This window comes from Caulobacter sp. GW822-FHT01G02 (assembly GCF_058802865.1).
Map to the genome: position 1 here is coordinate 530,551 of NZ_JBXAON010000003.1, position 24,783 is coordinate 555,333.

21 protein-coding genes and 1 tRNA gene are annotated in these 24,783 nt (G+C 67.3%); 12 read left to right on the plus strand and 10 right to left on the minus strand.

The window, feature by feature from the left end; genetic code table 11:
* The first annotated feature begins 29 nt into the window (after positions 1 to 29).
* The 5 genes from AC1RNC_RS11435 (at position 30) to AC1RNC_RS11455 (ending at position 2,254) form a co-directional block, all read left to right on the plus strand.
* Positions 30 to 266: a DUF5961 family protein gene (locus tag AC1RNC_RS11435; RefSeq protein WP_492886298.1), complete on the plus strand. Its 237-nt coding sequence runs from the start codon at positions 30 to 32 to the stop codon at positions 264 to 266.
* An 85-nt stretch (positions 267 to 351) separates the two neighbouring features.
* A complete protein-coding gene (locus tag AC1RNC_RS11440) occupies positions 352 to 783 on the plus strand; it encodes an OsmC family protein (protein ID WP_492837174.1) in 432 nt (143 codons plus the stop codon).
* A gap of 61 nt (positions 784 to 844) precedes the next feature.
* Complete coding sequence (locus tag AC1RNC_RS11445; protein WP_492886300.1) at positions 845 to 1,468, plus strand: pyridoxamine 5'-phosphate oxidase family protein; 624 nt, start codon at positions 845 to 847, stop codon at positions 1,466 to 1,468.
* 87 nt (positions 1,469 to 1,555) lie between these two features.
* Positions 1,556 to 1,747 (plus strand): hypothetical protein, encoded by a 192-nt coding sequence (locus tag AC1RNC_RS11450; protein WP_125155443.1) that lies wholly within the window; start codon positions 1,556 to 1,558, stop codon positions 1,745 to 1,747.
* A gap of 114 nt (positions 1,748 to 1,861) precedes the next feature.
* A complete protein-coding gene (locus AC1RNC_RS11455) occupies positions 1,862 to 2,254 on the plus strand; it encodes a YybH family protein (RefSeq protein ID WP_492886302.1) in 393 nt (130 codons plus the stop codon).
* Between the two features lie 97 nt (positions 2,255 to 2,351).
* On the opposite strand, the gene AC1RNC_RS11460 is transcribed toward AC1RNC_RS11455, so the two are convergent.
* Complete coding sequence (locus AC1RNC_RS11460; RefSeq protein ID WP_492886304.1) at positions 2,352 to 2,957, minus strand: helix-turn-helix transcriptional regulator; 606 nt, start codon at positions 2,955 to 2,957, stop codon at positions 2,352 to 2,354.
* 492 nt (positions 2,958 to 3,449) lie between these two features.
* Here AC1RNC_RS11460 and AC1RNC_RS11465 point away from each other — a divergent pair, with 492 nt between their 5' ends.
* Positions 3,450 to 5,198, plus strand: coding sequence for an ATP-binding protein (locus tag AC1RNC_RS11465; protein ID WP_492886307.1), 1,749 nt, complete (start codon positions 3,450 to 3,452; stop codon positions 5,196 to 5,198).
* 116 nt (positions 5,199 to 5,314) lie between these two features.
* On the opposite strand, the gene AC1RNC_RS11470 is transcribed toward AC1RNC_RS11465, so the two are convergent.
* The 5 genes from AC1RNC_RS11470 to AC1RNC_RS11490 all read right to left on the minus strand — a co-directional run bounded on the left by AC1RNC_RS11470 (position 5,315) and on the right by AC1RNC_RS11490 (position 12,710).
* The gene (locus AC1RNC_RS11470; protein WP_492886309.1) at positions 5,315 to 6,901 is read right to left on the minus strand and encodes an alkaline phosphatase D family protein; all 1,587 of its coding nucleotides are present in this window, start codon (positions 6,899 to 6,901) and stop codon (positions 5,315 to 5,317) included.
* 10 nt (positions 6,902 to 6,911) lie between these two features.
* Positions 6,912 to 10,193: a TonB-dependent receptor gene (locus AC1RNC_RS11475; protein ID WP_492886311.1), complete on the minus strand. Its 3,282-nt coding sequence runs from the start codon at positions 10,191 to 10,193 to the stop codon at positions 6,912 to 6,914.
* A gap of 88 nt (positions 10,194 to 10,281) precedes the next feature.
* Positions 10,282 to 11,271, minus strand: a complete 990-nt coding sequence (locus tag AC1RNC_RS11480; protein ID WP_492886313.1) for a FecR family protein — start codon at positions 11,269 to 11,271, stop codon at positions 10,282 to 10,284.
* The gene (locus AC1RNC_RS11485; RefSeq protein ID WP_492886315.1) at positions 11,240 to 11,839 is read right to left on the minus strand and encodes an RNA polymerase sigma factor; all 600 of its coding nucleotides are present in this window, start codon (positions 11,837 to 11,839) and stop codon (positions 11,240 to 11,242) included. The genes AC1RNC_RS11480 and AC1RNC_RS11485 overlap by 32 nt, the downstream gene beginning before the upstream one ends.
* Before the next feature lie 70 nt (positions 11,840 to 11,909).
* The gene (locus tag AC1RNC_RS11490; protein WP_492837183.1) at positions 11,910 to 12,710 is read right to left on the minus strand and encodes a universal stress protein; all 801 of its coding nucleotides are present in this window, start codon (positions 12,708 to 12,710) and stop codon (positions 11,910 to 11,912) included.
* Between the two features lie 187 nt (positions 12,711 to 12,897).
* Between AC1RNC_RS11490 and AC1RNC_RS11495 the strand changes: the two genes are divergently transcribed.
* Both AC1RNC_RS11495 and AC1RNC_RS11500 read left to right on the plus strand, forming a co-directional pair.
* Entirely contained in the window at positions 12,898 to 13,284 is a 387-nt protein-coding gene (locus tag AC1RNC_RS11495; protein ID WP_492886318.1) for a c-type cytochrome, read from the plus strand.
* Positions 13,285 to 13,388: 104 nt separating this feature from the next.
* Positions 13,389 to 13,859: a pyridoxamine 5'-phosphate oxidase family protein gene (locus AC1RNC_RS11500; RefSeq protein WP_492886320.1), complete on the plus strand. Its 471-nt coding sequence runs from the start codon at positions 13,389 to 13,391 to the stop codon at positions 13,857 to 13,859.
* A gap of 150 nt (positions 13,860 to 14,009) precedes the next feature.
* On the opposite strand, the gene AC1RNC_RS11505 is transcribed toward AC1RNC_RS11500, so the two are convergent.
* Positions 14,010 to 14,084: transfer RNA gene (locus tag AC1RNC_RS11505), tRNA-Val, on the minus strand.
* Positions 14,085 to 14,205: 121 nt separating this feature from the next.
* Positions 14,206 to 14,562, minus strand: a complete 357-nt coding sequence (gene cpdR / locus AC1RNC_RS11510; RefSeq protein ID WP_004616083.1) for a cell cycle two-component system response regulator CpdR — start codon at positions 14,560 to 14,562, stop codon at positions 14,206 to 14,208.
* Between the two features lie 157 nt (positions 14,563 to 14,719).
* On the opposite strand from cpdR, the gene AC1RNC_RS11515 reads away from it, so the two are divergent.
* The 3 genes from AC1RNC_RS11515 to AC1RNC_RS11525 all read left to right on the plus strand — a co-directional run bounded on the left by AC1RNC_RS11515 (position 14,720) and on the right by AC1RNC_RS11525 (position 20,684).
* Positions 14,720 to 15,661, plus strand: coding sequence for an N-formylglutamate amidohydrolase (locus AC1RNC_RS11515; protein ID WP_492886322.1), 942 nt, complete (start codon positions 14,720 to 14,722; stop codon positions 15,659 to 15,661).
* A gap of 538 nt (positions 15,662 to 16,199) precedes the next feature.
* Positions 16,200 to 18,035, plus strand: coding sequence for a translational GTPase TypA (gene typA / locus AC1RNC_RS11520; RefSeq protein ID WP_492837187.1), 1,836 nt, complete (start codon positions 16,200 to 16,202; stop codon positions 18,033 to 18,035).
* A 225-nt stretch (positions 18,036 to 18,260) separates the two neighbouring features.
* Positions 18,261 to 20,684, plus strand: a complete 2,424-nt coding sequence (locus tag AC1RNC_RS11525; protein ID WP_492886323.1) for a putative bifunctional diguanylate cyclase/phosphodiesterase — start codon at positions 18,261 to 18,263, stop codon at positions 20,682 to 20,684.
* Positions 20,685 to 20,719: 35 nt separating this feature from the next.
* Here the strand turns inward: AC1RNC_RS11525 and AC1RNC_RS11530 are convergent, their stop codons facing one another.
* Positions 20,720 to 20,968 (minus strand): GlsB/YeaQ/YmgE family stress response membrane protein, encoded by a 249-nt coding sequence (locus tag AC1RNC_RS11530; protein ID WP_492837237.1) that lies wholly within the window; start codon positions 20,966 to 20,968, stop codon positions 20,720 to 20,722.
* Between the two features lie 87 nt (positions 20,969 to 21,055).
* Between AC1RNC_RS11530 and AC1RNC_RS11535 the strand changes: the two genes are divergently transcribed.
* A complete protein-coding gene (locus tag AC1RNC_RS11535) occupies positions 21,056 to 22,216 on the plus strand; it encodes an aminotransferase (protein ID WP_492886325.1) in 1,161 nt (386 codons plus the stop codon).
* A gap of 13 nt (positions 22,217 to 22,229) precedes the next feature.
* On the opposite strand, the gene AC1RNC_RS11540 is transcribed toward AC1RNC_RS11535, so the two are convergent.
* Positions 22,230 to 24,782 carry a hybrid sensor histidine kinase/response regulator gene (locus AC1RNC_RS11540; RefSeq protein WP_492886327.1) on the minus strand — a complete coding sequence of 851 codons (2,553 nt, stop codon included), beginning with the start codon at positions 24,780 to 24,782 and terminating at the stop codon, positions 22,230 to 22,232.
* Between the last annotated feature and the right edge of the window lies 1 nt (position 24,783).

Below are 24,783 nucleotides of genomic sequence, written 5' to 3' on the forward strand. Positions count from 1 at the left end.
GCCGAGGAGATAGCCCCGAGGAGATTGGCATGACCTTCACCGCCCGCGCCCTGCATCTGCACGGCCACCATGCCCGCCTGATCGACGAGGCCAGCCCGGAAGCAGCGGCGCTCGCCTATGTCGAGGAGTTCGCCCACGACGCCCCCGATAGCGACGCTGGCGGCGGCGACCTGGCGATCCTCGTCCGCGACGAGGACACCGGGCGCGAGCAGTGCTTCCGGGTGGACCTGGCGACCGGCGAGACCGAGCCCTGCGCCGGAGCCTGAACACAAGAAGAGCCGTTTCCTTCAAGCCGCCGCAGCCGCGCCGTGGTGGATCGTCCCGATATTCCCCTGACCTGGAGAGACCGACATGAAGATCGTCAGAAGCGGCTCGGCCGCCTGGAGCGGCGGCATCAAGGATGGCAAGGGCTCGATCTCGACCGAGAGCGGCGCCCTGCAGGACTATCCCTACGGCTTCGCCAGCCGCTTCGAGGGCCAGCCCGGCTCCAACCCCGAGGAGCTGATCGCGGCGGCCCACTCGGCCTGCTTCACCATGGCCCTGTCGCTGATCCTGGGCGAGGCGGGCCTGAAGGCCGACCGCATGGACACCTCCGCCAAGGTCTCCCTGGAACAGGTCGAGGGCGGCTACGCCATCACCGCCTCGCACCTGACCCTGAAGGCCAGCATCCCCGGGGCCGACCAGGCCCAGTTCGAGGAATTGGCCGCCAAGGCCAAGGCCGGCTGCCCGGTCTCGAAGCTGCTGAAGGCCGAGATCACCCTCGACGCCAGCCTGATCGAATAGGATCCTGCCCGGTGTCGCGCGCCTCCCCTTCCGGGCGGGCGCGACGCCGGGAGATCGCGCCGTGAACCGTTACAGCTTCCTGGACCTGGCCAGCTCGCCCAGCGTGCGCGCGGTCCAGGCCGAGATGGGCGTCGACCAGCTGTGGACGCCCGGCGCGGTCGATCGCGTCTCCGAGGCCTTCACGCCCAACGAGGTCGCCTTCATCGCCGAGCGCGACAGCTTCTACATGGCCAGCGTCTCGCAGACCGGCTGGCCCTATGTCCAGCACCGCGGCGGCCCGCCCGGCTTCCTCAAGGTGCTCGACGAGACGACCCTGGCCTTCGCCGACTACGCGGGCAATCGCCAGTACATCAGCACGGGCAATCTGGACGCCGACGACCGCGTGGCCTTGATCCTGGTCGACTATCCCCGCCGCGCCCGCCTGAAGATCCTGGCCCACGCCGAGCGCCTGGCGCTGGACGCCGAGCCCGACCTGCTGGCGCGGGTCAGCGTCCCCGGCTACCGCGCCCGCCCCGAGCGGATCTTCCGCCTGCGGCTGGCGGCCTTCGACTGGAACTGTCCGCAGCACATCGTCCCGCGCTTCACCGAGGCCGAGATCGCCCGCGCGGTCGCGCCGCTGCGCGACCGACTCGCCGCCCTGGAGGCGGAAAACCAGCAGCTGCGCGAGCGCCTCGGCCCTTCATAGACGTTCCGTTCCGGAAGCTGACGAACTCGTGTCTTGGCGCCGCCGCCTCCGGCGCCGCACGCTTCGTCGTCACACGAGGGAGCCACCATGAGCGAACGCATCTTCCGCCAGGGCGACATGCTGCTGCGCACCGGGGTGAGCCTGCCGCATCTGGGCGTCTATTCGGGCCAGGTCTACGAGGTCGAGGACTACCATCACCACGCCGAAGGCCTTTACGTCAAAGGCGTCGACGAGGGGCTGGACCCGGCCAGCTTCCAGCCGATCAGCGAGCCCATCTAGACGTCAGCCTCGCGTTGGCCGGGACGCACACCCCTTAAAAGGGAATATATTCTCGATACAACTTTATCGAAAGTCGCTACTAGGCGCATCGTGCCGGCGTCGGGAGGCGGCCGCATGATCACCAGGGAGCGGATCGAGCGCATCTTCAAGGAGGTGCAGCCCCACTTCGTGCGCACGGGCGACGTCGAGGGCTATGCCAGCCTGTTCACCGAGGACGGGGTCTGGTGGCCCCTTGGCCGCGAGACGCGGATCGGCCGGCGGGAAATCGCCGAAGGCTTCGCGGGCGTGATCAGCGGCTGCCACATCGAGCCGGTGTTCGAGGCCGCGGAGCTTGTCGTCCGCGACGACTTCGGCCTGGCGGCCCTGCACGGCACGCAGACGATACGCTTCGACAGCGGCGCCCCCACCCAGGTCGATCACTCCCGCGAGATCTGGGAGTTTCGAGACGTCGCGGGCGCCGTCAAGATCAGCCGCATGATGTGGAACCAGACCCCGGACATGACCTAGAGCCCCATGGCGACGCCGGAAGGTGGTCTCGCCGACGGAATCCTGGGAAGCGCGCCCCCTTGCCGCGGGCGGCTCGCGCATCCGCAAACTCGGACAGTCAGACGTCCTTCCCGAGACCCGCTCGGCCAAGCCCACCGAACCGGACGACGGCTTCCGTGCGGTTGCGGGCGCCCGCCTCGCTCAGGATGGCCTGGACGTGCAGCTTCACGGTCGCCAGAGAGATGCTGAGCGCGTCGGCGATCTGCTTGTTGGTCTTGCCGTTCAGCAAATGACCAAGCACTTCGCGTTGCCGTTTGGACAGCCGCTCCACCGACGGCCGCTCCTGCAGTTTACCCTTGTCGACCCACGGAAAATATTCGCCGCCGGCGACGATGAACCGCAATATCGCGTGCTGCATCTCCCGGGTGATCTGCTCTCCAATAAAGCCCTGGAAACGCTGCGCATAGGCGAGCTTGGCGAGGTCCAGGTCACATCGAGGGGCGAACAGGACACGCTGTCGCGCCCGCAGATTCGCGACCTGTGCGAAGCTGTCGGCCGGGTCGGCGGTGGCTGGCACGTCCAGGAGAAGCAAGTCGAATGTCACGTCGGCCGGGAGTTGGGCGGTCTGGACGCCGATGAAAATCTCGCCTCCGATCGCTTCGGCCACCATGTTCCGCAGCATCGCCGCGCGCTCCATGTCCGAGCCTAAGATCGCCACCCTCATTGCTGACCTACGTCGATAAACTTAGTGGCGCCGCCAAATACCCCCACAGCAAATAGGGAATCTATCCTGGCGCGTCACCTAGCCCTCTGGCTAGTATTTTGACGAAATCGAACCGCAAGGAATTGATCTGCCGCAACTTACGGTACGGCGCCTAGCCATAGGGATGAGCAACGCCAGACGTCACCGTGTCACGCTCGTGTCGAGAGCCGATTCGAGGAAGTTATGGCGACAAGACCCGCTCGAAATTGCCCTGTAGTTAGCGCTAACTATACCTCTGAGGACGCGGCAAGATCGGGCGCTATCGCGCCGATCGTCTTACAGTTCGAGAGCGCCGGAACGCTGGTTCGCTGTATAGCGGGCGACCGAGATATCCTGAACACCACGGACGCGATCGCTCTGGTCAGCCAGCGCTTGAAGGTTCCAGAGCGGACCGCGCGGACGCTCTTGCGCAGGCTCGCGCGCGCGCCCACGGGACCGGCGAACGATGAGGCATTGACCGCATTGGGCTGGTCGGCCCTCTCCTGCCGCCAGGCCGAGGGCGACGACGCCGCCACCCAGATCGTGCTCTTTCCGCGAGAGACCCATTCCGCCGCCGAGGACCGCCTGAACGCGATCCTGGACAACGCCGCCGATGCGATCTTCGTGATCGACGTGAATGGCGTCATCGAGAACGCCAACCCCGCGGCTCACACCCTGGGCGGCTGGCCGCCAGGTTCGCTCGTCGGCGAGCCCCTGTCGGTGCTGATGAGCTCGAACGACGCCCACACGCATCAGGTCCGTGTCACACGCTACCTGGAGACGGGCGGCAGCGGCATTCTGAACGCGGGTCCAAGGCCCCTTAGCCTGACACGACGCGATGGCGGCCGCGTATCCATCGAGCTGTCGGTTGGTGAAGCGACGATCGGCGGCGCCCGGAAGTTCATCGGCGTCTGTCGGGACATCGACGAGCGCCTCCGGGTCGACGCCGCCCTGACGCTCGCCAATCAGCGTCTGCGCCAGCAGGTCGAAGAGCTTCGCGTCTTGGGCCAGGACCTGACGGCGCGAAAGCGTGACCTCCAGGAGCGCACGCGAGAGGCCCAGGCCGCCAGGCAGGAGGCCGAGCAAGCCAGCCAGGCCAAGTCCCGGTTCATGGCGATCATGAGTCACGAGCTGCGAACGCCGCTCAATGGGGTCCTGGCCGTCGCCGACGCCTTGGCCAAGCGCCCTCTGCCCGCCGCGGAACTCGAGATGGCCAAGCTCATCAAGTCGTCGGGGGACGCCCTTCTGTCGATCCTCAATGAAGTGCTGGACCTGGCGCGCGTCGAGTCGGGCGCCCTCTCGCTGGACCCGGCGCCGATCGACCTTGGCCAGCTGGTGCTCGCCATCACCGAGGTCTGGCGCTTCGCGGCCGAGGCCAAGGATCTGAAGCTCCATGTCGAGTGCGTGGATCTGCCTGAAGCCGCTCTCGCCGACGGCCATCGACTGCGGCAGGTGCTTTCGAACCTCCTGAGCAACGCGATCAAGTTCACCGAGCGCGGCGCCGTCAGCCTGCGCGCCGCCGGGGACAGGAATTCGGATCGCGTCACCTTCTCCGTCTCCGATAGCGGCCCGGGCATCGCGCCATGCGAGCTTGAGCGCTTGTTCGAGCCGTTCGTGCAAGGCGACGCCAGTACGACGCGCCGTCATGGCGGCGCCGGACTGGGCCTGGCGATCTGCAGGGAGCTGGTCGCCATGATGGGCGGCGACATCCGAGCCGAGCCCGGCCTCCAGACGGGCTCGACCTTCACGGTCGACGTGATCCTTCCACGCGTCAGTCCGTCGAGCCAGACGCCCACGCCATCCGCTTCGCCCGACTCCATCGACTTCGATCCCCTGATCCTCGTGGCCGAGGATCATCCGCTCAATCGCCGCGTGATCGCGATCCTGCTGGACGAGGCGGGTCTCCGCTACGAGTTCGCCGAGGACGGCCTGTCGACGGTCGCGGCCGCCGCGTCGGGGCGGTTCGATCTGATCCTGATGGACGTTCACATGCCCCAGCTCGACGGACTGGAGGCCACGCGACGGATCAGGAGGCTCGGCGGAGAGGTCGCCGCAACCCCGATCATCGCGGTGACGGCCAACGCTTCCAGCGAAGAGATCGCCGAGTGCCTCGACGCGGGAATGGACGGCTTCGTCGGCAAGCCGATCAATGCCTATGAGTTGCTTTCCGCGGTCGCCAACACCGCCCGCGTCACCCGCTCCCGGGGTCAACAGGAATCCTGATGATGCAAGGCCGCTCCGTCCGGGGCGACAGGAACGGCCAGCGACAGGCTAGTGTCCCGATTCCGAAGTTCGCTCAGAGCCCGATCCAAGCGCGGGCGAACTTCAAATCCAGCACACTACAGCCTGTGCAGCTTGGGCCGGTCCGGCATGACGGCGAACCGCGCCAGGGTGTCGAGCGCGCCGCCAGGCGACTGCACCTTGTCCAGCACCTTGACGTCGGTTCGCCACGCGTTCGGCGTGATGTCGAAAGTCTGGTAGCCGCGCTGCGCGTTGGCCAAGGCGAGATTGGGGCTGTTCTCGAGCGCGGAGCGCAGGTTCGGCGTCATCGGCGCGCCATCGCCGGCGGATGAGATCGAAGTGGCCAGGAATTCGGTCGCCGCGGCGGGCCCGCCCGGCTCTTCATCGCGTAGCGGAACCGAACCGACCGCGTGGATATGCGCGTCTCCCGTGGCGATCACCACATTGGTCAGGCTGCGTTCGGTGATGGCGCGGACCAGTCGCGCCCGGGCCGCCGGATAGCCGTTCCAGGTGTCATTGGAGACGATGCGTTCGCCGGCCGATCCGCGCCGGACGAAGGGCATCACGAAGACCTGCTGGGCGATCAGGTTCCAGCGCGCGCCGTTGTTCAGTCCCTCGCCCAGCCAGGCCTCCTGGGCGGCGCCGAGCATGGTGGCGTCCGATCCGTCCTCGGCCCGGCAATGGGCCTGTCCCGCCCGGTCGCAGAGCTGGTCGCTGCGGTAGCTGCGCGTGTCCAGAACGTGCATCCGCAAGAGCCGCCCGTAGTCCAGCCGCCGGTGCATGACGAGGCCGTCGGGACGCGGGAACTGGGCCTTGCGGACAGGCATGTGCTCGTACCAGGCCTGCATCGCCGCGTAGCGGCGCAGCAGGAACACCTCGGGCGGCGTGCCATCCTGGTCGAAGGCCGAAGCCCAGTTGTTGTCCACCTCGTGGTCGTCGAACGAGACGATGAACGCCGCGGCGGCGTGGGCCGCCTGCAGGTCCGGGTCGGTCTTGTAGAGGGCGTAGCGCCGCCGGTAGTCGTCGAGACTGTAGACCTCGCCGCCGAGGTGGTTGCGCTCGACGACGGCGCCGGCCGCGTCGGTGATGACGTAGTCGCTGCGGCCGCCCTCGTAGATGTAGTCGCCGTAGTGGAAGACCGCGGCGAGATCCGGCTCGCGGCTGATGTGGCGCCAGGCGTCGTACCAGCCGTTGGGATAGGCCTGGCAACCGGCCACGGCGAGACGGATCCGCTCGGGCTGGTCGCCGGACGCCGGCGCCGTCCAGGCCAGGCCCGCCGCGCTGGGCTCGGCGCCATCGACCCGGAAGCGATACCAGTACGGGCGGCGGGGCCGCAGCCCGTCGATCTCGACATGAACGCTGTGGGCGAGTTCGGGCCGCGCGATGGCTTCGCCCGACCGGACGATCCGCTCGAACCGTTCGTCCTCCGCCACGTCCCAGCGAACCTGGACCGCCAGGGTCGGCATCCCGCCATGCGCCTCCAGAGGCCGGGGCGCCAGGCGGGTCCAGATCACGAAGCCGTCGGGCCAGGGGTCGCCGGCGGCCACGCCGAGCGAGAACGGATAGTCGGCGAACCTCGGCGCGACCCAGGCCCGAGCATCGCGATCCGGCCCCGCGAATAGCGCCAGACCGCCCGCCGCCGCGAGGAACTTCCGGCGATCAAGGCCGGATCTTTGCGGACGCATCGCCGCCACCTCAGAAGGTCAGCCGAAGGCCAAGCGTGGCGCTCCGGCCATAGGCGCGGTAGTCGCCGGCATGGTCGCCAATCGGACCGTTCGGCGTGTCGACGCCCGGCAGTATGATGTTCGTGTTCTCGTTCAGCAGGTTACGCATCGACAGGAAGAGGCGCACATTCTGGCGCACGGCGTAGGCTCCCGAGAAACTCATGTCCGTACGCGGCTCGATGAACGACCCCGTCGAAACACTGTTCAGCTTGCGCCCAGTCATGACGGTGTTGAGGTTGAAGCTGAGAGGCCCCTTCTTGTAGGCCAAGGCCAGCGAACCGAAGTGACGCGCCGACAGAGCGATCGGCGCTTCCGGATTGGTCTGGGTATAGGAGCCCTTGACCGAAAGACCGCTCAACACGCCCGGCAGATAGGCTAGCGCGTGATTGAATTCGATCTCGAAGCCATTGATGTTGATGGCGTCGCCGCCGGCGGTCCTGGTGGTCCGGAACATATAGTTCGCGTAGTCCGTGCCCGCGTAGCCGAATTCTTCCGCCGTCAGATCCTCGGTCTGGAAGAGGCCTTTGACCTTGTTGCGGTAATAGTTGATGGCCACCACCCCGATGGGCTCGAAGTAGTGGGCGATGCGTACGGAGATGTTGTCCGACAGTTCGGGCTTCAGCCCCGGGTTCGGCGCCGTGACGATCTGCAGATCGTCATTGACCGACCACACGCCGGCCAGCACGTTGACTTCCGGCCGGCGAATGGTGCGGCTGTAGCCCAGCTGGAAATCGGTGCTGTCGTTGATGGCGACCTTCAGCGAGGCGCTGGGGAAGAAATAGTCATAGGAGCCCTCCCGGTCGATCCTGGGCCGGCTCTCGTACTGATACTTCAGGCCGTCGATCGTCGTGGCGCGCCCGGTCGAAGCCGACACCGCGTATCCAGCCGCCTTGACCACGGCCGCGGTCAACGGATCGAACTCGCGCGCGCGCGTCTCGGTTTCCTCCCACCGCAGGCCCAGCCGTCCGGTGATCCTGTCGGTGATTTCCGCCGTCGCCATCAGATAGGCGGCGTTAGTGTCTTCTTCGAAATGACGGGTGTTGGCGATAAAGGCGGTATAGTAGTTGTCCGCCGTCAATGCCTGCGTGAACTGGTCGGGGTGCGCGAGGAAGAACTGCCCCATCTTTATATTACTGGGGGTATAGAGCGCCGAGTCGCCCGAAATCGACGCGACTTTGATACCGAGATCATTGAAGGATAGTTCGTTTATACTGGACGTGTCGGCGAGAAACTGCGCCACGGTCAAGGGGCCCGTATAGCGGTATTGATAGGCGCTGCGTTCATTCTTGAAATCATAGACCGCGCGTTTGGCCTTCAGACCGGTCTTGATCGTCAGTTGGGTCGAGCGGATTTTTACCGGGACGGTGAGGTTCAACGCGCCGCCGACCAGTTCGGTGCGGGCGGAACGGCCGTCCTGTGTGTTGAGAGTGATATTGGCGGCCTTGAAACTGGTCGGATCATTCCAGTCCGGGCCGTCGATCTGGGTGATCCGCCAGTCCTGGGCCATAAGGCCGGAACGCTTCACCGCGAAATTGCCGGTCGCCGTGGGCGAGGTGACCAGGTTGAAGATGGAGCCTTCCTTGCCCAGGGGATCATAGGTCGACGTCGAGTCCGAATAGGACAGGTTGCCGTCGAGCCCGAAATGATCGCCTTGATATTCGAAGCTGGGAATGAAGGTCTTACCCTTTCCCTCCTTGGAAATAGCGTTGTTCTGAGCGGTAATCGCGGTGGCCGACGCCGTCTTTTTCGTCGTGAAATCAGTCATGGCGTCGCCGATGACGCCGCGAGTCCGCGCATCGGTGGTGAATATCCAGGTGCGCTGGCCCGACCACAGATAGGACTGATTGTAGATGCCGGCCAAGGACAGGATAAGCCGGTCCGTCGCTTTGAAATCCAGCGTCAGGGATGAAGCGAAACGCGACACCTCCTGTCCGCGCATGTGGGCGTAGATGGTGTTCGGCGCCATCGGCTCCGGGCTGACCGCGGTCGGGACGTAGCTGCGCGGATAGTAGGTCTGCTCCATTTCCGTGTAGGTTCTGGACTGACTGACGCTGGCGACGACGCCCAGACGACGGTTGAAGAAAACATCCGAATATTCGATCTGGCCGCTCGGCAGGAACTTGCCGCCGCGTCGGCCTTCGTCCGGGCCGGTTTCCCTGTCGTTCCACAGATCCGAATGCGTGAACGCATTGAGCTGGGCGGAGACCCGGCGGCCCTTGCGGTCGAAGGCGCGCTTGGTGCGCAGGTTGAGGGCGCCCGCCGGCGCGTTGGCGTCGACATCGGCGCTAATGGTCTTGGAAATTTCGATGGAGTCGATGCTGCTCAGCGACACCTGCTCGAAACTGAACGAGCGCGAGGTGGTCGAGCCGTCATTGGCGTCGGCGGCGGCCATGCTGACCCCGTTGACGGTCACCGAGGTATATTCCGACGGCAGGCCGCGCAGGCGGACATAGCGCACCGTGTCGTCGCCCTCGCCGTTCGTGTCGACGCCCGGCATGAGCTTGATGAACTCGCCGACATTGCCCTCGGCGATGTCGCCGAACGATTCGGAGGACAGGCTGTTCTTGATGTCCATCGACTGACGCTGGCTCATGATCGCCCGCGCGTCGCCGTCGCGCTGAGAGGCGATGACCACGACCTCGCCCAGTTTGGTCGCGTCGTCCGCGCCGGACCGCGAGAGCCGCAGGTCGAGTTGCAGGCTCTTGCCGGCCTCGACGGTCACCGACACGCTGCTGTCGGGATAGCCGGTAAAGCTGACCGTGACCTGCGCCTCGCCGGCCGGCACGTCCGTCAGCCGGAACTCGCCCCGCTCCCCGGAAGCGGCCGCGCGATGCTCGCCGTTGCTCGTCACCATCCGGATCGTGGCGTCGCGCAGATATTCGCCGGTGGCCGGGTCGATCACCGCGCCGGAAATGGCCCCGCGTCCGGCCTGGCCGCGAGAACCGCGCGCTGTCGAGCGCAGGACGATCACCTGGCCGTTGTCCCGCGCGACCTCGAGCGGCGTGCCCTCCAGCAGGCGGGCCAAGGCCAGACGCACGTCCAGTTCACCCACGACCGCCGGCGTCTGGATGCCCGCCAGGTCGCGTCCGGGCGCGACGATCTGCATCCGAGCCTGCCGGGCGAATTCGGGAAGCGCCTTGAAGGCGGGTTGCGCGGGAACGTTGAAGGTTCGTGTCTGGGCGAGCGCGGGCGACGTAATGCACAGCATCGCCCCGGCGGCGGCGCACGCCAGGAGGGCGCGTTGGGAAACCATGGTCTCTATCCCCGATGACCGCTGAAGGCGCGGTGTTCGGGGGCAGAGAGGCTCGGCGGCGCGTCGCCCCTCCATACGTCACAAAACTTTATTCTTCGCCGGAGCCTCGCTGGAGAACGACGGCGCCGTTCCTGACCTCCGCGGTGGCGCCGAACATCTCGGCGACCGCATGGCCAAAGCCGACGGGATCGTTGGCGGCGAACAGTCCGACCACCGGCTCGCGGGCCAGGGCCGGATCCGGCACCACCACGCGGACGTCGCTGTAGCGCGCGAAACTCGCCGCCGCCTGCGCCAAGGTCTCCCCCTCGAAGGCGATCTGGCCCTCCCGCCACAAGAGATCCCGCCGGACCTCATCCTGCGAGGCGCGACGCGGAACAGCCGCGGCGTTGTCCGCCGCGGTCAGCCGCATATTGGCCTCCAGCACCAAGGCGCGTTCGGCTCCGGTCGGCGCGTGGCTGGTCAGGTCGAGGCGTCCGCCGTGGACGAGCACGTCGAGCGGCTCGCCTTTCAGCTTGCGGATTCGGAACGCCCCGCTCGTGGAGCTGAATCGCCGCCCAGCGACCTCGACCACGAACGGGCGAGCCGGATCTGGCAGAACCGTGAAATAGGCTTCGCCCTCATCGAGGCTCGCGAACCGACGGTCGCGATCGTACTTCACCCGCACCAGGGTCTGGGTGTTCAGCATCATCGTCGACCCGTCCGCCAGAGGCGTCAGCCGGATCTCGCCCCGGGCCGTGGCGTAGGCTCTGGGCGCCTGCAGGCCCATGGCGACGCCGACGACGGCCGCGGACGCCAGGGCCGCGCCGCCCCAGGCCATGATCCTCCGCCGCGACGGCCTCTGCTCGCCCTCGGCGCCGCCGAAGCCGGCCGGATCGTAGTGGGCGCCCAGAGCGCGCGCGGACAGGGTGCGCATCGCCACCGCCTTGGCGCGCAAGTAGGCTCCCGGCCGGCGGGGGTCCCCGTCCAGCCAGACCCGCAGGGCCTGTTTGTCCTCCTCGGAAAGCGGCGCGCGATCCTCCCGCGCGACCCACGCGACCGCGACGTCGTCAATGTCCTCGTTGGTTTTTCGCGCGATCAAAGACGGCGGTCTCCGCTTTCACAGTCCTAGAGGCTCGAGACCCGGGTCTTCCGCTATCACCGAACCGCTGGATCAAGAACTTGAAGCTTCGGCCGATATGTTTTTCGACCGTACTCTCCGACAGCTTCATGCGCCTGGCGACCTCTTGCTGCGGCAAGTCATGCACGCGGCGCAGGATGAACGCCTCGCGCATTCGCCCCGGCATGGCCGCTATGGCCTCGGCCAGGCGCTGCAATTCATCGCGGTCGATCGCCGTCTGCTCGGGAGAGGCGGCCTGATCGGCGGGATCGAAGCCTTCCAGGTCGTCGGCCGCCCGGATCGAAACGATGCGGGCCCGCCGCACATGATGCACGATGATCGAGTGCGCCACCTGGAAGAGATAGGCGCGAGGATTGCGGATATCCTCGACCGTCTCGCGGGCGGCCAGGATCGTATAGGTCTCCTGGATCACGTCATCGACGTCGAAGACCGCGCTGCGCCGACCTTGCAGCCAGGCCCGCAATCGAGGCTCGTGGGGCAGGACGTGGTTCATGAACCATCGCGTCCGCTCGTCCGAGAAATTGAACATTACGCCCGCCCTGCCAAGCCCCGCGCTGACCTAGCGGCCCTGCCTGACACATTTGTGACGGACGACGCGTCTAGTGATCGAGGACCAGCGGCAGGGCGGCCGCCTCGACCATGCGCCGCGTCACGCCGCCGAACAGCGCTTCGGAGAGACGTCCCTTCCCGTAAGCCCCCATCACGCAGTAGCCGGCGCGGAGATTGTCGGCCAGGTCCAGCAGCACCCGGTCCGGCGAGGCCTTGCCCCGCGCGATCGCATGAACCTGGGGCCGCACGCCATGCCGCGACAGGTAGACGGCCGCGTCCTCGGCCGAAGGCCCGCTATCCAGTTCTCCGACGGTCACCAGGTGGACCTCCGAGGCCAGGCACAGCAGCGGAATCGCCGAGCGCAGCGCGGCCGCGGCGGGCGCCGAGCCGTCCCAGGCCACGATCGCCGCCCCGCCCAGCTTGATCCCGGCCGCCGTCTCGGGCGCGGCGATGATCGGGCGACGCGCGTGGACGGCCAGATCGCCGACAAGGCCGCGACGATGATCCGCGAGGAAAGCGTCGCGCCGACAATTGACCACGATGAGATCGGACAGGAGCGACTGGTTGGTCAGGCAGACGCCGATGTCGCCGACGCTCTCGGTCCAGTTCCAGGAAACGCCCTCGCCCGCCAGGCGCGGCTCAAGGCGTTGGCGAAGCTCCACTTCGAGCTTTCGGTCCTCGTCCAGCGGCATGCCGCTCGACCATGCCATCGGATCGGCGGGATAGAGGGTCAGGGGCGTGACGTCGGCGCACTGAATGTGGCCCTCGAACGCCCGAGCGAGATCCAGCGCCACCTGCAGCCGGGCCTCCAGACCCTTGTCGCCGTGGACGAGCAAAAGAATGTTCTTCACTGCCGTTCTCCTGGGAAGCAAAGGGAGCGGGCCACCAGCGGTCCTTTTGGTCAGCGCCGTTGTGGCGCCGCGCCAGCCAGGCCGACATCCGCAGTTTCCCGTAGGCGCGTTGCTCCATGTCAAATCTCCGCCGGTCAGGCGGGCGATGATAACCGCGTCAAGGCCGTGGAGCGGCATGGGAGGCTTCATGCGAAACTATCGAATGCTTTTCGGCGCCCTGGCGCTGGCGACCCTCGCGGGCTGCGCGGCCCTGGACCGGGTCTCTCCCGCCGAGGTCGCGCGCGGGCGCGCCGTCGATACCGGCCGCGTCCTGGCGAGCAACAAGTGCCTGACCTGCCATCAACTGGAAGGCGCATCGCCCACCGGCGCGCCGCCGACCTTCAAGGAGGTCGCGCGCCGGTACCAGGACACGCGTCTGGACTGGGAGCTCGAGACGATCTCCGCCGTCGGCCACTATCGCATGCCCCGCAAGCCCCTCTCGTCGACCGAGATCGCGGCCCTGACGGCCTATATCAAGTCTCTGGACATCGACGAGCCGGAAGCGCCGGCGAGGCGCCGCCCGGACTCCCGCTGACACCCTGGTTGGGGCGGACCTCGTCGCCCCCCGGCCGCGCCGTCCGACGCCACGATCAACAGGATAACGACGCGCATCATCTTCCGACAGCCTTGGAGGTCACCATGGATCACGCCCTGCGACACGAGATTCTGACAGTCCTGGAGGCTGGCAGAGACCTGACCCTGGCGACCCTTCGCGACGACGGGGCGCCCCAGGCCACCACGGTGTCCTATGTCAGCGACGGACTTTCGATCTACTTCGGCTGTTCGGCCGACTCTCAGAAAGCCCACAATCTGGCGCGCGATTCGCGCGTGGCCCTCACCATCAACCTGCCTTACGGCGACTGGAGCGAGATCCGGGGCCTGTCGATGAGCGGCTCGGCCGCCAGACTGGCTGATCCCGACCAACTCATCGCCATCGGCCGCCTCTTCCTGGCCAGATTTCCTCAACTGGAGAGCGCCTTCGCGGTCGGCGACCAGGCGATGGCGGTGTTCTGCGTCACGCCCCTGGTGATCTCGGTGCTCGACTACCGCAAGGGCTTCGGCCACGTCGACCACGTCGACGCCGCCGAACTCGAAGCGGTCGCGCGCTGAAACACCCCCGGTCCCGGGAGCCCGGCCCCAGCGCCGGCCGTGATCGTCACCGACGGCGGGCGCGCGCGAAGGCAGAGAGGAGGCAGCGGAAGACGGTCGAGGATCGAATCCTCGGTATCGCCGCAAGTCACTGATTTATCAGGAAGAGGATGGTGGACGCGACAGGGATTGAACCTGTGACCCCTACGATGTCAACGTAGTGCTCTCCCGCTGAGCTACGCGTCCGCCGAAGCGATCCGAAGCGTCTCCGTGAAGACGTCCCGGCCGGGAAGGTGTGGGGGTATAGCGGCGGCTTGGCCGGTGCGCAAGCCGCCCCGAAAACTTTTAGCGAAACTTTTTGAAGGCCCTATGCGGCCATCATCTTTTCCACCTCGGCGACCAGATCGCGCAGGTGGACCGGCTTGGACAGAACCTTGGCGCCGGCCGGCGCGCGGTCTTGGGCCGAGAGGGCGACGGCGGCGAAGCCAGTGATGAACATGATGCGCAGGCTGGGGTCGCGGGCGGCGGCCTGGCGGGCCACCTCGATACCGTCCATGCCCGGCATGACGATGTCGGTCAGCAGCAGGTCCCAGGGATGTTCCAGGTGCTGGACGGCTTCCTCGCCATCCGCGCAGGCCTGGACTTCGAAGCCGGCGCGTTCCAGCGCCCGCGCCAGGAAACCGCGGAGGGAATCATCGTCTTCGGCGAGAAGGATGCGGGCCATGAGGTCACGTTCCAAGGAAAGTCGTCGATCGTAAGCGGTCATCTTAGCGCGATGAGCGTAAATCGGGGATGAACCTAAGTGTCGCGGGCTGTGGACGAACCGCCGTCGCGCTGTTTGTCGTTTGACCCGGCGCGGTCGGGCTTCGATGATGCGAGGCATGAGCGCTTGGCGGCCCCTCTCGGCGGACGACGTCCCAAAGGACGGGGGAATGACCGCGCCTCTTGAGACGTTCGGCGGCCCGGCGTTCGAAGTGACGCGCGCCGCCCCGGCCGGGGCCGCCCCGCCCACGGCCCTGGTGTTCGCCTCGCCCCATTCGGGCGGGATCTATCCGGAAGACATGATCGCCGCCGCCCGCCTGCCGCTCGAGACGCTGCGCGCCTCGGAGGACGCCTTCGTCGATCGGATCATCGGCGGCGCGCCGGCCCTGGGGGCCAGCGTCATCCGCGCCCGCTTCGCCCGCGCCTATGTCGATCTCAATCGCGAGCCGTGGGAGCTGGACCCCTCGATGTTCGCCGAGGCCCTGCCCGACTACGCCCACGGCCGCTCGGCCCGGGTGGCGGCGGGGCTGGGCACGATTCCCCGCATCGCCGGCGAGGGCCGGCCGATCTACGCCCGCAAGCTGACCTTCGCCGAGGCCAGGGCGCGGGTGGAGCTGACCCACCGCCCCTATCACGACGCCCTGGACCGCCAACTGGCGGCGGCGCGCGCGGCGCACGGGGCGGCGATCCTGATCGACTGGCACTCGATGCCGGCGGCGGCCGCGCACGGCCAGCGGGCCCGCAACGGGGGACCGTGCGACATCGTGCTGGGCGACCGCTTCGGCGCGGCCTGCTCCCCCAAGCTGACCGGCCTGGTCGAGCGCGAGCTGGAGACCCTGGGCTATCGCGTCGTCCGCAACGCCCCCTATGCGGGCGGCTACACCACCGAGCACTACGGCCGCCCGGCCCGCCGCACCCACGCCCTGCAGATCGAGATCAACCGCGCGCTCTACATGAATGAGACAACCCGCGAGCCGACCGAGGGCCTGGCGCGACTCACGGCCGACGCCGAGTCGCTGACCAGGGCGCTGGCGCGGCTGGATCTGGCGGAGCTGCGTTAAGGCGGGAAGGGCCACGGCGCCCGGCGCTCGAATTTGATCCGAACCTATCGCTCGACACGCGTTGTCATCGATCAAAGACGCCCGCGGCCGCTCGGACGAAAAAAAAGCCCGGCGAAACCGCCGGGCCAGTTCATTAGGGAGGAAACGCCCAGGAAGGGCAGAAGCGGCAGCGCCGCCTCACAGGAATGTTTATAGGGTGCGGCGCAAAAACAGGCAAGTAAAAAAGTCGGCGTTAATGTCGATTTTTTGACAGGAGTATCGCGCAACCCGTTGTGGGATAAGGATCGCGGAACGGCGCTATTTAGAACTGCCTTAACTTTGGGCATGTTGCGGCGCACAATTTGTTGCGTTTGAAACGGTCTCTGGCGAGAACACCTCGCAAACCCAAGCCTCATAAGGCTTCGTTGATGACACCGGTTACCTGCGACAAGTCTTTCCGAGCGTCAGGGGTGGATAAATCGGCCGCAGTCGCGTAAAAGCCGCGCGCCTGACGCGTAGAGCGTCATCTCCTATTCCTCCCGAAAGTCCGTCCGTTCCCATGTCCATGCGAAATATCGCCATCATCGCGCACGTCGATCATGGCAAGACCACCCTCGTCGACCAGCTGCTGGCCCAGTCGGGCGTCTTCCGCGCCAACGAAGCCACCACCGAGCGCGCCATGGACTCCAACGACCAGGAGCGCGAGCGCGGCATCACCATTCTGGCCAAGTGCACCAGCGTGCTGTGGAACGGTGAAGCGGGCGAAACCCGCATCAACATCATCGACACCCCCGGCCACGCCGACTTCGGCGGCGAAGTCGAACGCATCCTGGGCATGGTGGACGGCTGCGTCCTGCTGGTCGACGCCGAGGAAGGCGTCATGCCGCAGACCAAGTTCGTGCTGACCAAGGCGCTGAAGATGGGCCTGAAGCCGATCCTCTGCATCAATAAGGTCGACCGCGCCCACGCCGATCCGGACCGCGTCCACAACGCCGCCTTCGACCTGTTCGCCGCCATCGGCGCCACGGACGAGCAACTGGACTTCCCGCACATCTACGCCTCGGGCCGCGCCGGCTGGGCCACGCTCGACATGAACGTGCCCAACGACAACCTGGCTCCGCTGTTCGACCTGATCGTCCGCCACGTGCCGGAGCCGAAGCAGATCGCCAAGACCGACGAGCCGTTCCAGATCCTGAACGTGCTGATCGAAAGCGACCCGTTCCTGGGCCGCCTGCTGACCGGCCGCATCGAGAGCGGCAAGGCCATCCCGGGCATGGCCATCAAGGCCCTGGATCGTAACGGTAAGGAAATCGAGCGCGGCCGCATCACCAAGGTGCTGGCCTTCCGCGGCCTGAAGCGTTCGCCGGTCGACGAAGGCGCCGAGGCTGGTGACATCGTCGCCATCGCCGGCATGTCGAAGGCCACCGTCGCCGACACCCTGTGCGCCCTGGAAGTGACCGAGGCCCTGCCGGCCCAGCCGATCGATCCGCCGACCATCTCGATGACCGTCTCGGTCAATGACAGCCCGCTGGCCGGCCGCGAAGGCGACAAGGTCCAGTCGCGCGTCATCCGCGACCGCCTGCTGAAGGAAGCCGAATCGAACGTGGCCATCAAGGTCACCGAGACGGCCGAAGGCGACGCCTATGAAGTGTCGGGCCGCGGCGAACTGCAGCTGGGCGTCCTGATCGAGAACATGCGCCGCGAAGGCTTCGAGGTGTCGATCAGCCGTCCGCGCGTCGTGTTCCAGACCGATCCGGAAACCGGCAAGCGCCTGGAGCCGATGGAAGACGTCATGATCGACGTCGACGACGAGTTCTCGGGCATCGTCATCGAGAAGCTGTCGCTGCGGAAGGCCGAGCTGAAGGACATGGGCCCGTCGGGCGCGGGCAAGACCCGCATCCAGCTGGTCGCCCCCTCGCGCTCGCTGATCGGCTATCAGGGCGAGTTCCTGACCGACACCCGCGGTTCGGGCGTGCTGAACCGCGTGTTCAGCCACTACGAGCCGTACAAGGGCGCCTTCGACCAGCAGCGCAAGGGCGTGCTGATCTCGAACTCGGACGGTGAGACCGCGGCCTACGCGCTGTGGAACCTGGAAGAGCGTGGCGTGATGTTCGTCGGCGCCAACGAGAAGTGCTACCTCGGCATGATCATCGGCGAGAACGCCCGTCAGGACGACCTCGACGTCAATCCGATGAAGGCCAAGCAGCTGACCAACGTCCGCGCCTCGGGCAAGGACGAGTCGATCCGCCTGACCCCGCCGCGCCGCATGACCCTCGAACAGGCCATCGCCTATATCGAGGAAGACGAGCTGGTCGAGGTGACCCCGAAGAGCATCCGCCTGCGCAAGCAGATCCTGAACCCGTCGTTCCGCAAGCGTCGCGTCAAGGAAGAGTAGGGTTCTTCACCCTTCGAAAATTGGGCCGCCGTTCGAAAGGACGGCGGCCTTTTTCTTTGCGGTTGACGCGACGGCGTCATCTGAAGCGCCGCGCGCGAATACGGGCGCGCATGCGAATCCATCGCACGGTTTGCTCAAATGATACGTCGACTTAACCGGAGGTTTACCCGGGCGAGCGATAATTTGCCCAGGGGATCTCCACTCCGGATGAGACGAGGACCGCGCGTGCGCGCCATCGCCAGCTCGAGGATCGGCCGCGGCCTGGCCGCGCTCGCCGAGCGGGTGACTCCCGCCGTGCCCGAGGCCATGGCCGGACGCGTGCGCATGGAGCAGGTGCAAAGCATCCTGCGGATGACCCCGGTGATGATGAGCGCCAACATCGTCATCGCCCTGCTGGTCAATCTGGCCGGCCTGACCGGCCCGCACCGTGTCATCCTGACGATCTGGGCGGCGCTGGTGATGAGCTACGCGCTGCTGGGTCTGCGTGGCTGGTACGCCGCCCGACGCCGCAAGAGCGCCAAGTCCACGGTTTCCGCGCGCGGCGTGCGCCGCATCGTCATCCAGGCGGGCCTGCTGGGCCTGTTGTGGAGCGTGCTGCCAGTCCTGACCATGCCCAAGGCGCAGGGCTTCTCGGACGCCATGCCGATGCTGGTCGCCTCGGTCCTGGCCGGCATGATCGGCTGTGGCGGCTTCGCCATGCTGACCCTGCCGGCCGCCGCCATCGCCTATTCGACTCCCATGGTCATCGGCGCCCTGTGGGTGCTGGCCACCAGCAACGACCCGGTCCTGTACGCCCTGGGCGGCCTGTTGATCTTCTGCCACCTGGTGGTCAGCGTCTCGTGCCTGTCGCACGCCAAGATCTTCGTCGAACGCCTCGTCGCCGCCGACGAGCTGGAACAGCAGAGGCTGGTCGTGTCGCTGCTGCTCAGCGACTTCGAGGAAGGCGCCAGCGACTGGCTGTGGGAGGTCGATGCTTCCGGGGCCATGACCTATGTCTCCGACCGCATGGCCGCCGCGGCCGGCGCCGACAAGGACGCGCTGATCGGCCGGCCGATGTCCGAGCTGTGCGGCGCGGCCGAGGCTCCGAGCGGCCCGGTCGCCTCCCTCTCGGCCCTGTTCGCCGAACAGAAGACCTTCCGCGACGTGGTCGTCTCGATCGGCGTCGGCGAGGAGACCCACTGGTGGTCGCTGTCGGCCAAGCCCGTGCTCGACATGGACGGGGCCTTTATCGGCTTCCGAGGCGTGGGCGCCGACATCACCCGGGCCCGCGAGGACCAGGCCCGCATCTCGCGCCTGGCCCACTACGACGTGTTGACCCAGCTGCCCAACCGCCTGTCGTTCCTGCAGGCCCTGGGTAAGGCCTGGACCGAGCATGGCAAGCCCAAGGCCCATGGCGGAAGCGGCAAAGGCTGCGCCGTGCTGTGCCTGGACCTCGACCATTTCAAGGGCGTCAATGACAGCCTGGGTCACCCGATCGGCGACGCCTTGCTGGTCCAGGCCGCCGCCCGCCTGCGCGACTGCGTCGGAGCCCAAGGTCTGGTCTCGCGCCTCGGCGGCGACGAGTTCGCCGTGGTCATCGCCCCCTCGCCGGGCGCGGAGGCGCTGGGTGTCCTGGCCATGACCATCGTCGACGCGCTCTCGCATCCCTACGACGTGCGTGGCCACAACGTGCTGATCGGAGCCAGCGTCGGCATCGCCGTCGCGCCATTCGACGCCGACGATCCGGACGGCCTTCTGAAGAACGCCGACCTGGCCCTCTACCGCGCCAAGGGTGACGGACGCGGGGCTTATCGCTTCTTCGAGACCGCCATGGACGTCTGGGCCCAGGAGCGCCGGGCGCTGGAACTGGACCTGCGTGACGCCCTGGCCAACAACGAGCTGAAGCTGTTCTTCCAGCCGCTGATCGGCGCTCATGAGCACGAAACCACCGGCTTCGAGGCCCTGCTGCGCTGGCAGCATCCGCGCCGGGGCCTGGTGCCGCCGGACGACTTCATCGAGTCCGCCGAGCAATGGGGCCTGATCGGCAAGATCGGCGAGTGGGTGCTGCACGAGGCCTGCAGGACCGCCGCCGGCTGGCCTTCGCACCTGACCGTCGCCGTCAACCTGTCGCCCAACCAGTTCGCCTCGGGCGACCTGGTCGCCCAGGTCAAGGCCGCTCTCGCCGGGTCGGGCCTGGCGCCGAGCCGCCTGGAGCTGGAGATCACCGAGGGCCTGCTGCTGCACGACAGCGCCAAAACCCTGGAACAGCTGGCCGCCCTGAAGGCCCTGGGCGTCAAGATCGCCATGGACGACTTCGGCACCGGCTATTCCAGCCTGGCCTATCTGTGGCGGTTCCCGTTCGACAAGATCAAGATCGACCGTTCGTTCGTGGCGGAAATGCAGGACAATACGGCCATCGCCGACATCCTGCGCACCATCGCCCTGCTGGGCCAGACCCTGAACCTGGAAGTCACCGCCGAGGGCGTCGAGACCGCCGCCCAGGCGCGGCTGCTGTCCGACATGCGCTGCGACACCTTCCAGGGCTTCCTGTACGGGCGGCCGATGCCGGTGGGTGACATCCCGAGCTTCCTGCTGTCGAACCTGGCGCGGCGGATGCGGCGGGAAGGCGCGGACGACGGCGCGGAGGAAGAAGAGACGGCGGTGGGGTAGACGCCCGACCTTCCTCCCCCTCCGACGATCCCGTCCTAGTTCTTCTTCACCAGCCCCAGCAGCCACAGCAGCAGCACCGCGCCCAGGGTCGAGATCAGCAGGCTGCCGACCCAGCCCCAGAAGTGGATGCCCAGCATGCCGGCCAGGAACGCGCCGATCAGCGCGCCGACCAGGCCGACGATCAGGTTGGTCAGCAGGCCGTGGTCGCGCTTCATGATCTTCTCGGCGATCCAGCCGGCGAAGATCCCGATGATGATGGCTCCGATGAAACCGACGCCGTGCATGATGATGCCCTCCTCTAAAAGCTGAGCCATGAGAATGCGCGAGCGGCCGCCGGGTTTCAGAATTCCCGCGCCGTGTTAGGCAAGGGCATGGTCCATCCCGTCTTCGACAACCTGCCCACCACGATCTTCGAGCGGATGAGCGGGCTGGCGCGCCAGCACGGCGCGATCAATCTGGGCCAGGGCTTTCCCGACGACCAAGGCCCCCTGCCCGTCCGCGAGGCCGCGGCGCGGGCGCTGATCGAGGGCTCCAACCAGTATCCGCCGATGCGCGGCCTGCCGGAGCTGCGCGCCGCCGTGACTGGGCACTATGGCCGGACGCAAGGCCTGGAACTTGATCCAGACACGGAGATCGTCGTCACCTCCGGCGCCACGGAGGCCCTGGCGGCGGCGTTCACGGCCCTGATCTCGCCCGGCGACGAGGTGGTGCTGTTCCAGCCCCTGTACGACGCCTACCTGCCGCTGGTCCGCCGCGCGGGCGGGATTCCCCGCCTGGTCCGTCTGGCCCCGCCGCACTGGCGCTTCGACCGGGCGATGCTGGAGGCGGCGTTCAGCGACCGGACCCGGATGGTGGTGTTGAACAGCCCGCTGAACCCGGCCGGGATCGTCACCCCCGCCGAGGACCTCGCCCTGCTGGCCGAGTTCTGCGTGGAGCACGACACGATCGCGGTCTGCGACGAGGTGTGGGAGGCGGTGGTGTTCGACGGGCGCGAGCATCGGCCGCTGATGACCTTCCCAGGCATGCGCGAGCGAACGGTGAAGATCGGCTCGGCCGGCAAGCTGTTCGGCATGACCGGCTGGAAGGTCGGCTTCCTGATGGCCGCGCCCGCCCTGATCGGGCCTCTGGCGGCGGCCCACCAGTTCCTGACCTTCACCACGCCGCCGAACCTGCAGGCCGGCGTGGCGTGGGGCCTCGACAACCACCGCGCCTGGTTCGACCAGATGCCCGCCGAGATGCAGCGCTCCCGCGACCGCCTGACCGCCGGCCTGCGCGCGGCGGGCTATGTCGTGCTGGATAGCCAGGGGACGTATTTCCTCAACGTCGACCTGACGGCGTCGGGGATCATGGTCGACGACATGACCTTCTGTGAGCGGATCGTCGTCGAGTTCGGCGTCGCGGCGATCCCAGTGTCGGCGTTCTTCGCCGAGACGCCGGTGCGCAACGTGGTGCGGCTATGCTTCGCCAAGGCGGACGCGACGCTGGATGCGGCGGTGGAGCGGCTGGCGAGGGCCCGGACTGCTTTCAGCTGATAAAGCCGATAGGCTACAGCGCGCTCAGTCCCGCCATCACCTCGCGCGCCACACCCCGCGCCAGGCACGTATCCATCACCGACAGCAAGTTCCGCAGGTCGATCGGCTTGGCGACGTGCGCGTCGCAGCCCGCCTCCAGGCACGTCTTGATCTGCGCCGACATCACGTCGGCCGTCAGCGCGATCACCGGCAGCCGCGCCAAACGCGAATCCGCGCGGAGCCGACGCGTGGCCTCAAGCCCGTCCATCACCGGCATGTTGACGTCCATCAGGACGAGGTCGACCAGCTCGCGCTCCAGCACATCCAGCGCCTCCTGGCCGTTCTGGGCCTCGACCAGCTCGCACTCGAACGGCTCGAGGAAGAGGCGGATGACGCGGCGGTTGACCGGATGGTCGTCGACCACCAGCACGCGGCGGCCATGCAGGGCGGCGAACCGGACATTGTCCTCGCCAGCCTCGGCCTGGCTGACCGGCAGTTCGGAGGCGTCGGCCGCGTCGACCAGCATCTCGATGGTGAAGACCGAGCCCCGCCCCGCTTCGCTCTCGACGCGGATCTCGCCGCGCATCATCTCGACCAGCCGGCGGGTGATGTTCAGGCCAAGACCCGTGCCGCCGAAGTTGCGGGTGGTCGAGGCGTCGGCCTGGACGAAGGGGCGGAACAGCTTGGCGACCGTGGACTCGTTCATGCCGATGCCGGTGTCCGCCACCCGCAGCCGCACGCGGACACGCCCCTCCTCCTCCGGGTAGCAGGCCAGGGCCACCTCGACCTTGCCCTCCGTGGTGAACTTCAGGGCGTTGGAGACCAGGTTGGTCAGGCACTGGCGCACCCGCACCCCGTCGAACATCAGCGGCCCAGGCGCCTCGCTCTCCACCTTGAAGGTCAGCAGCACGCCCTTTTCGCGCGCCGTCGGCTGGTAGCCGCCGACCAGACGGGCGCAGGTCTGGACCAGATCGCCAACCGTGGGCGCGATCTCCAGCTTGCCGGCCTCGATCTTGGAGAGGTCGAGAATATCGTTCAGCAGGACCAGCAGCGTGTCGCCGCTGTCCATGATCAGGTCGACCTGCTCGCGCTGCTCCGGCGTCAGGGTCCCGGCGCGCAACGCCTGGGCCAGGCCCAGCATGCCGTTCAACGGCGTACGCAGCTCGTGACTCATCACCGCCAGGAAGGCCGACTTGGCCTTGCTGGCGGCCTCGGCGTGCTCCTGGGCGCCCTTCAGGCGGCGAGAGGCGCGGCGCTGGTGAAGGGCCCAGGCGACACCCCCGGCGACCAGCACGCCGAGCAAGAGCGCGATGACGACCGACGCCCGCGCCAGGCTGCGGCTGAGCCGCACCTCCTCGGTCAGGCGGCGGCTCTCGTCGCGCTTGGCGCGCAGCTCGCTGTCCAGGGCCGAGGATATCTCGGTCACGCTGCGCGCATGGGCCTTCTCGGTCTCGGCGCTATTGGCCCGCCGCCAGGCGTCCAGCTCGCGGAAAGCCAGGTCGCCGCGGCCTTCGGCCTGATCGATATAGGCCTGGACCAGCGCCTCGGTGCTCGGATCGCGCTGGGTCAGCACGGTGGGAATGGTCTTCAGCCGCTCCAGGTCGGCGCGGGCCTCGACGGCCATGCCCAGCTGGGCCAGAGCCTGGGCGCGCTGGCCCAGCATGATGACTTGAAGCCGGCGACTAGGGTTGTCCAACTCGGTCTGGGCGCCGCTGAGGCACGCCAGCACCTTGCGCGGCTGGTTCAGCAGCAGAGCGATGCGGGCGCACAGGTGCTGATCCCAGGTCAGCAGGTCCTTGTCGCGTTCGGCCAGCACCATCCGATGATGCAGGTCGGCCATGCGCTGAGCGGCGCCCATCTCGCCAAGGTCGGCGGCGGTGTAGGCGATGTCGTAGATCCGCTCGATCTTACGGATGTGGAAGGAGTCGCGCTCGTCCAGCCGCACGGCCTGGGCCATGTGGTCCAAGGCGCCTTCCTTGTCGCCGATGTCCGACAGCGTGTAGCTGTGCACCTGATGCAGCTCGGCCAGCACCGGCTCGGCGACGCGGCCGCGCCGCTCGATATCGACCTGCAGATCGGCGGCCAGCCGGGCGGCCTCGGCCCAGCGGCCCATCTGCCCCAGGTGCCGCACGCGCTCGACGCCGGCCATCACGCGGATGTCGGGGCCGGATCCGCTCAGATATTTGCGCCAGTCGCCATCGGTGAAGGCTCGGAAACCGTGGGTCTCGTGGCGATAGGCCAGGACCTCCAGCTCGACCAGCGTGGCGAGCTGGGTGTCGTGGTCATGGGCGGCCGCCTCGCGGGCCAGCTTGGCCCAGGCGCCAAAGCGGCCTTCGATCTGGTTGCTCTTGTAGGCGTAGAGCACCCGCCATAGGCCGTAGAGCCGGGCCTCGCCGCGATCACGCAGGGCGCGGCGGCCGGCCCGTTCGATGTCTTCGTTGTCGCGGGGAGGATTGCGAACCTCGTGCGCGCCGATCTCACGAGCCAGTTGGTCCAGGCGCTGAGCCAGGGGCACGGACCCTTGCGCGTGCGCGGCGCCGGCCACGAGGGACCCGATCAGAGCAAGAAAGACGAGAAGGCGCCGCAAG

Excerpts from the sequence above, each read along its gene's own strand:
- AC1RNC_RS11435 (WP_492886298.1), top strand. The coding sequence starts at position 30 with ATGACCTTCACCGCCCGCGCCCTGCATCTGCACGGCCACCATGCCCGC.
- AC1RNC_RS11440 (WP_492837174.1), top strand. The coding sequence starts at position 352 with ATGAAGATCGTCAGAAGCGGCTCGGCCGCCTGGAGCGGCGGCATCAAG.
- AC1RNC_RS11450 (WP_125155443.1), top strand. The coding sequence starts at position 1,556 with ATGAGCGAACGCATCTTCCGCCAGGGCGACATGCTGCTGCGCACCGGG.
- AC1RNC_RS11455 (WP_492886302.1), top strand. The coding sequence starts at position 1,862 with ATGATCACCAGGGAGCGGATCGAGCGCATCTTCAAGGAGGTGCAGCCC.
- AC1RNC_RS11460 (WP_492886304.1), bottom strand. The coding sequence starts at position 2,957 with ATGAGGGTGGCGATCTTAGGCTCGGACATGGAGCGCGCGGCGATGCTG.
- AC1RNC_RS11470 (WP_492886309.1), bottom strand. The coding sequence starts at position 6,901 with ATGCGTCCGCAAAGATCCGGCCTTGATCGCCGGAAGTTCCTCGCGGCG.
- AC1RNC_RS11475 (WP_492886311.1), bottom strand. The coding sequence starts at position 10,193 with ATGGTTTCCCAACGCGCCCTCCTGGCGTGCGCCGCCGCCGGGGCGATG.
- AC1RNC_RS11485 (WP_492886315.1), bottom strand. The coding sequence starts at position 11,839 with ATGTTCAATTTCTCGGACGAGCGGACGCGATGGTTCATGAACCACGTC.
- AC1RNC_RS11495 (WP_492886318.1), top strand. The coding sequence starts at position 12,898 with ATGCGAAACTATCGAATGCTTTTCGGCGCCCTGGCGCTGGCGACCCTC.
- AC1RNC_RS11500 (WP_492886320.1), top strand. The coding sequence starts at position 13,389 with ATGGATCACGCCCTGCGACACGAGATTCTGACAGTCCTGGAGGCTGGC.
- cpdR (WP_004616083.1), bottom strand. The coding sequence starts at position 14,562 with ATGGCCCGCATCCTTCTCGCCGAAGACGATGATTCCCTCCGCGGTTTC.
- AC1RNC_RS11515 (WP_492886322.1), top strand. The coding sequence starts at position 14,720 with ATGAGCGCTTGGCGGCCCCTCTCGGCGGACGACGTCCCAAAGGACGGG.
- typA (WP_492837187.1), top strand. The coding sequence starts at position 16,200 with ATGTCCATGCGAAATATCGCCATCATCGCGCACGTCGATCATGGCAAG.
- AC1RNC_RS11530 (WP_492837237.1), bottom strand. The coding sequence starts at position 20,968 with ATGCACGGCGTCGGTTTCATCGGAGCCATCATCATCGGGATCTTCGCC.
- AC1RNC_RS11535 (WP_492886325.1), top strand. The coding sequence starts at position 21,056 with ATGGTCCATCCCGTCTTCGACAACCTGCCCACCACGATCTTCGAGCGG.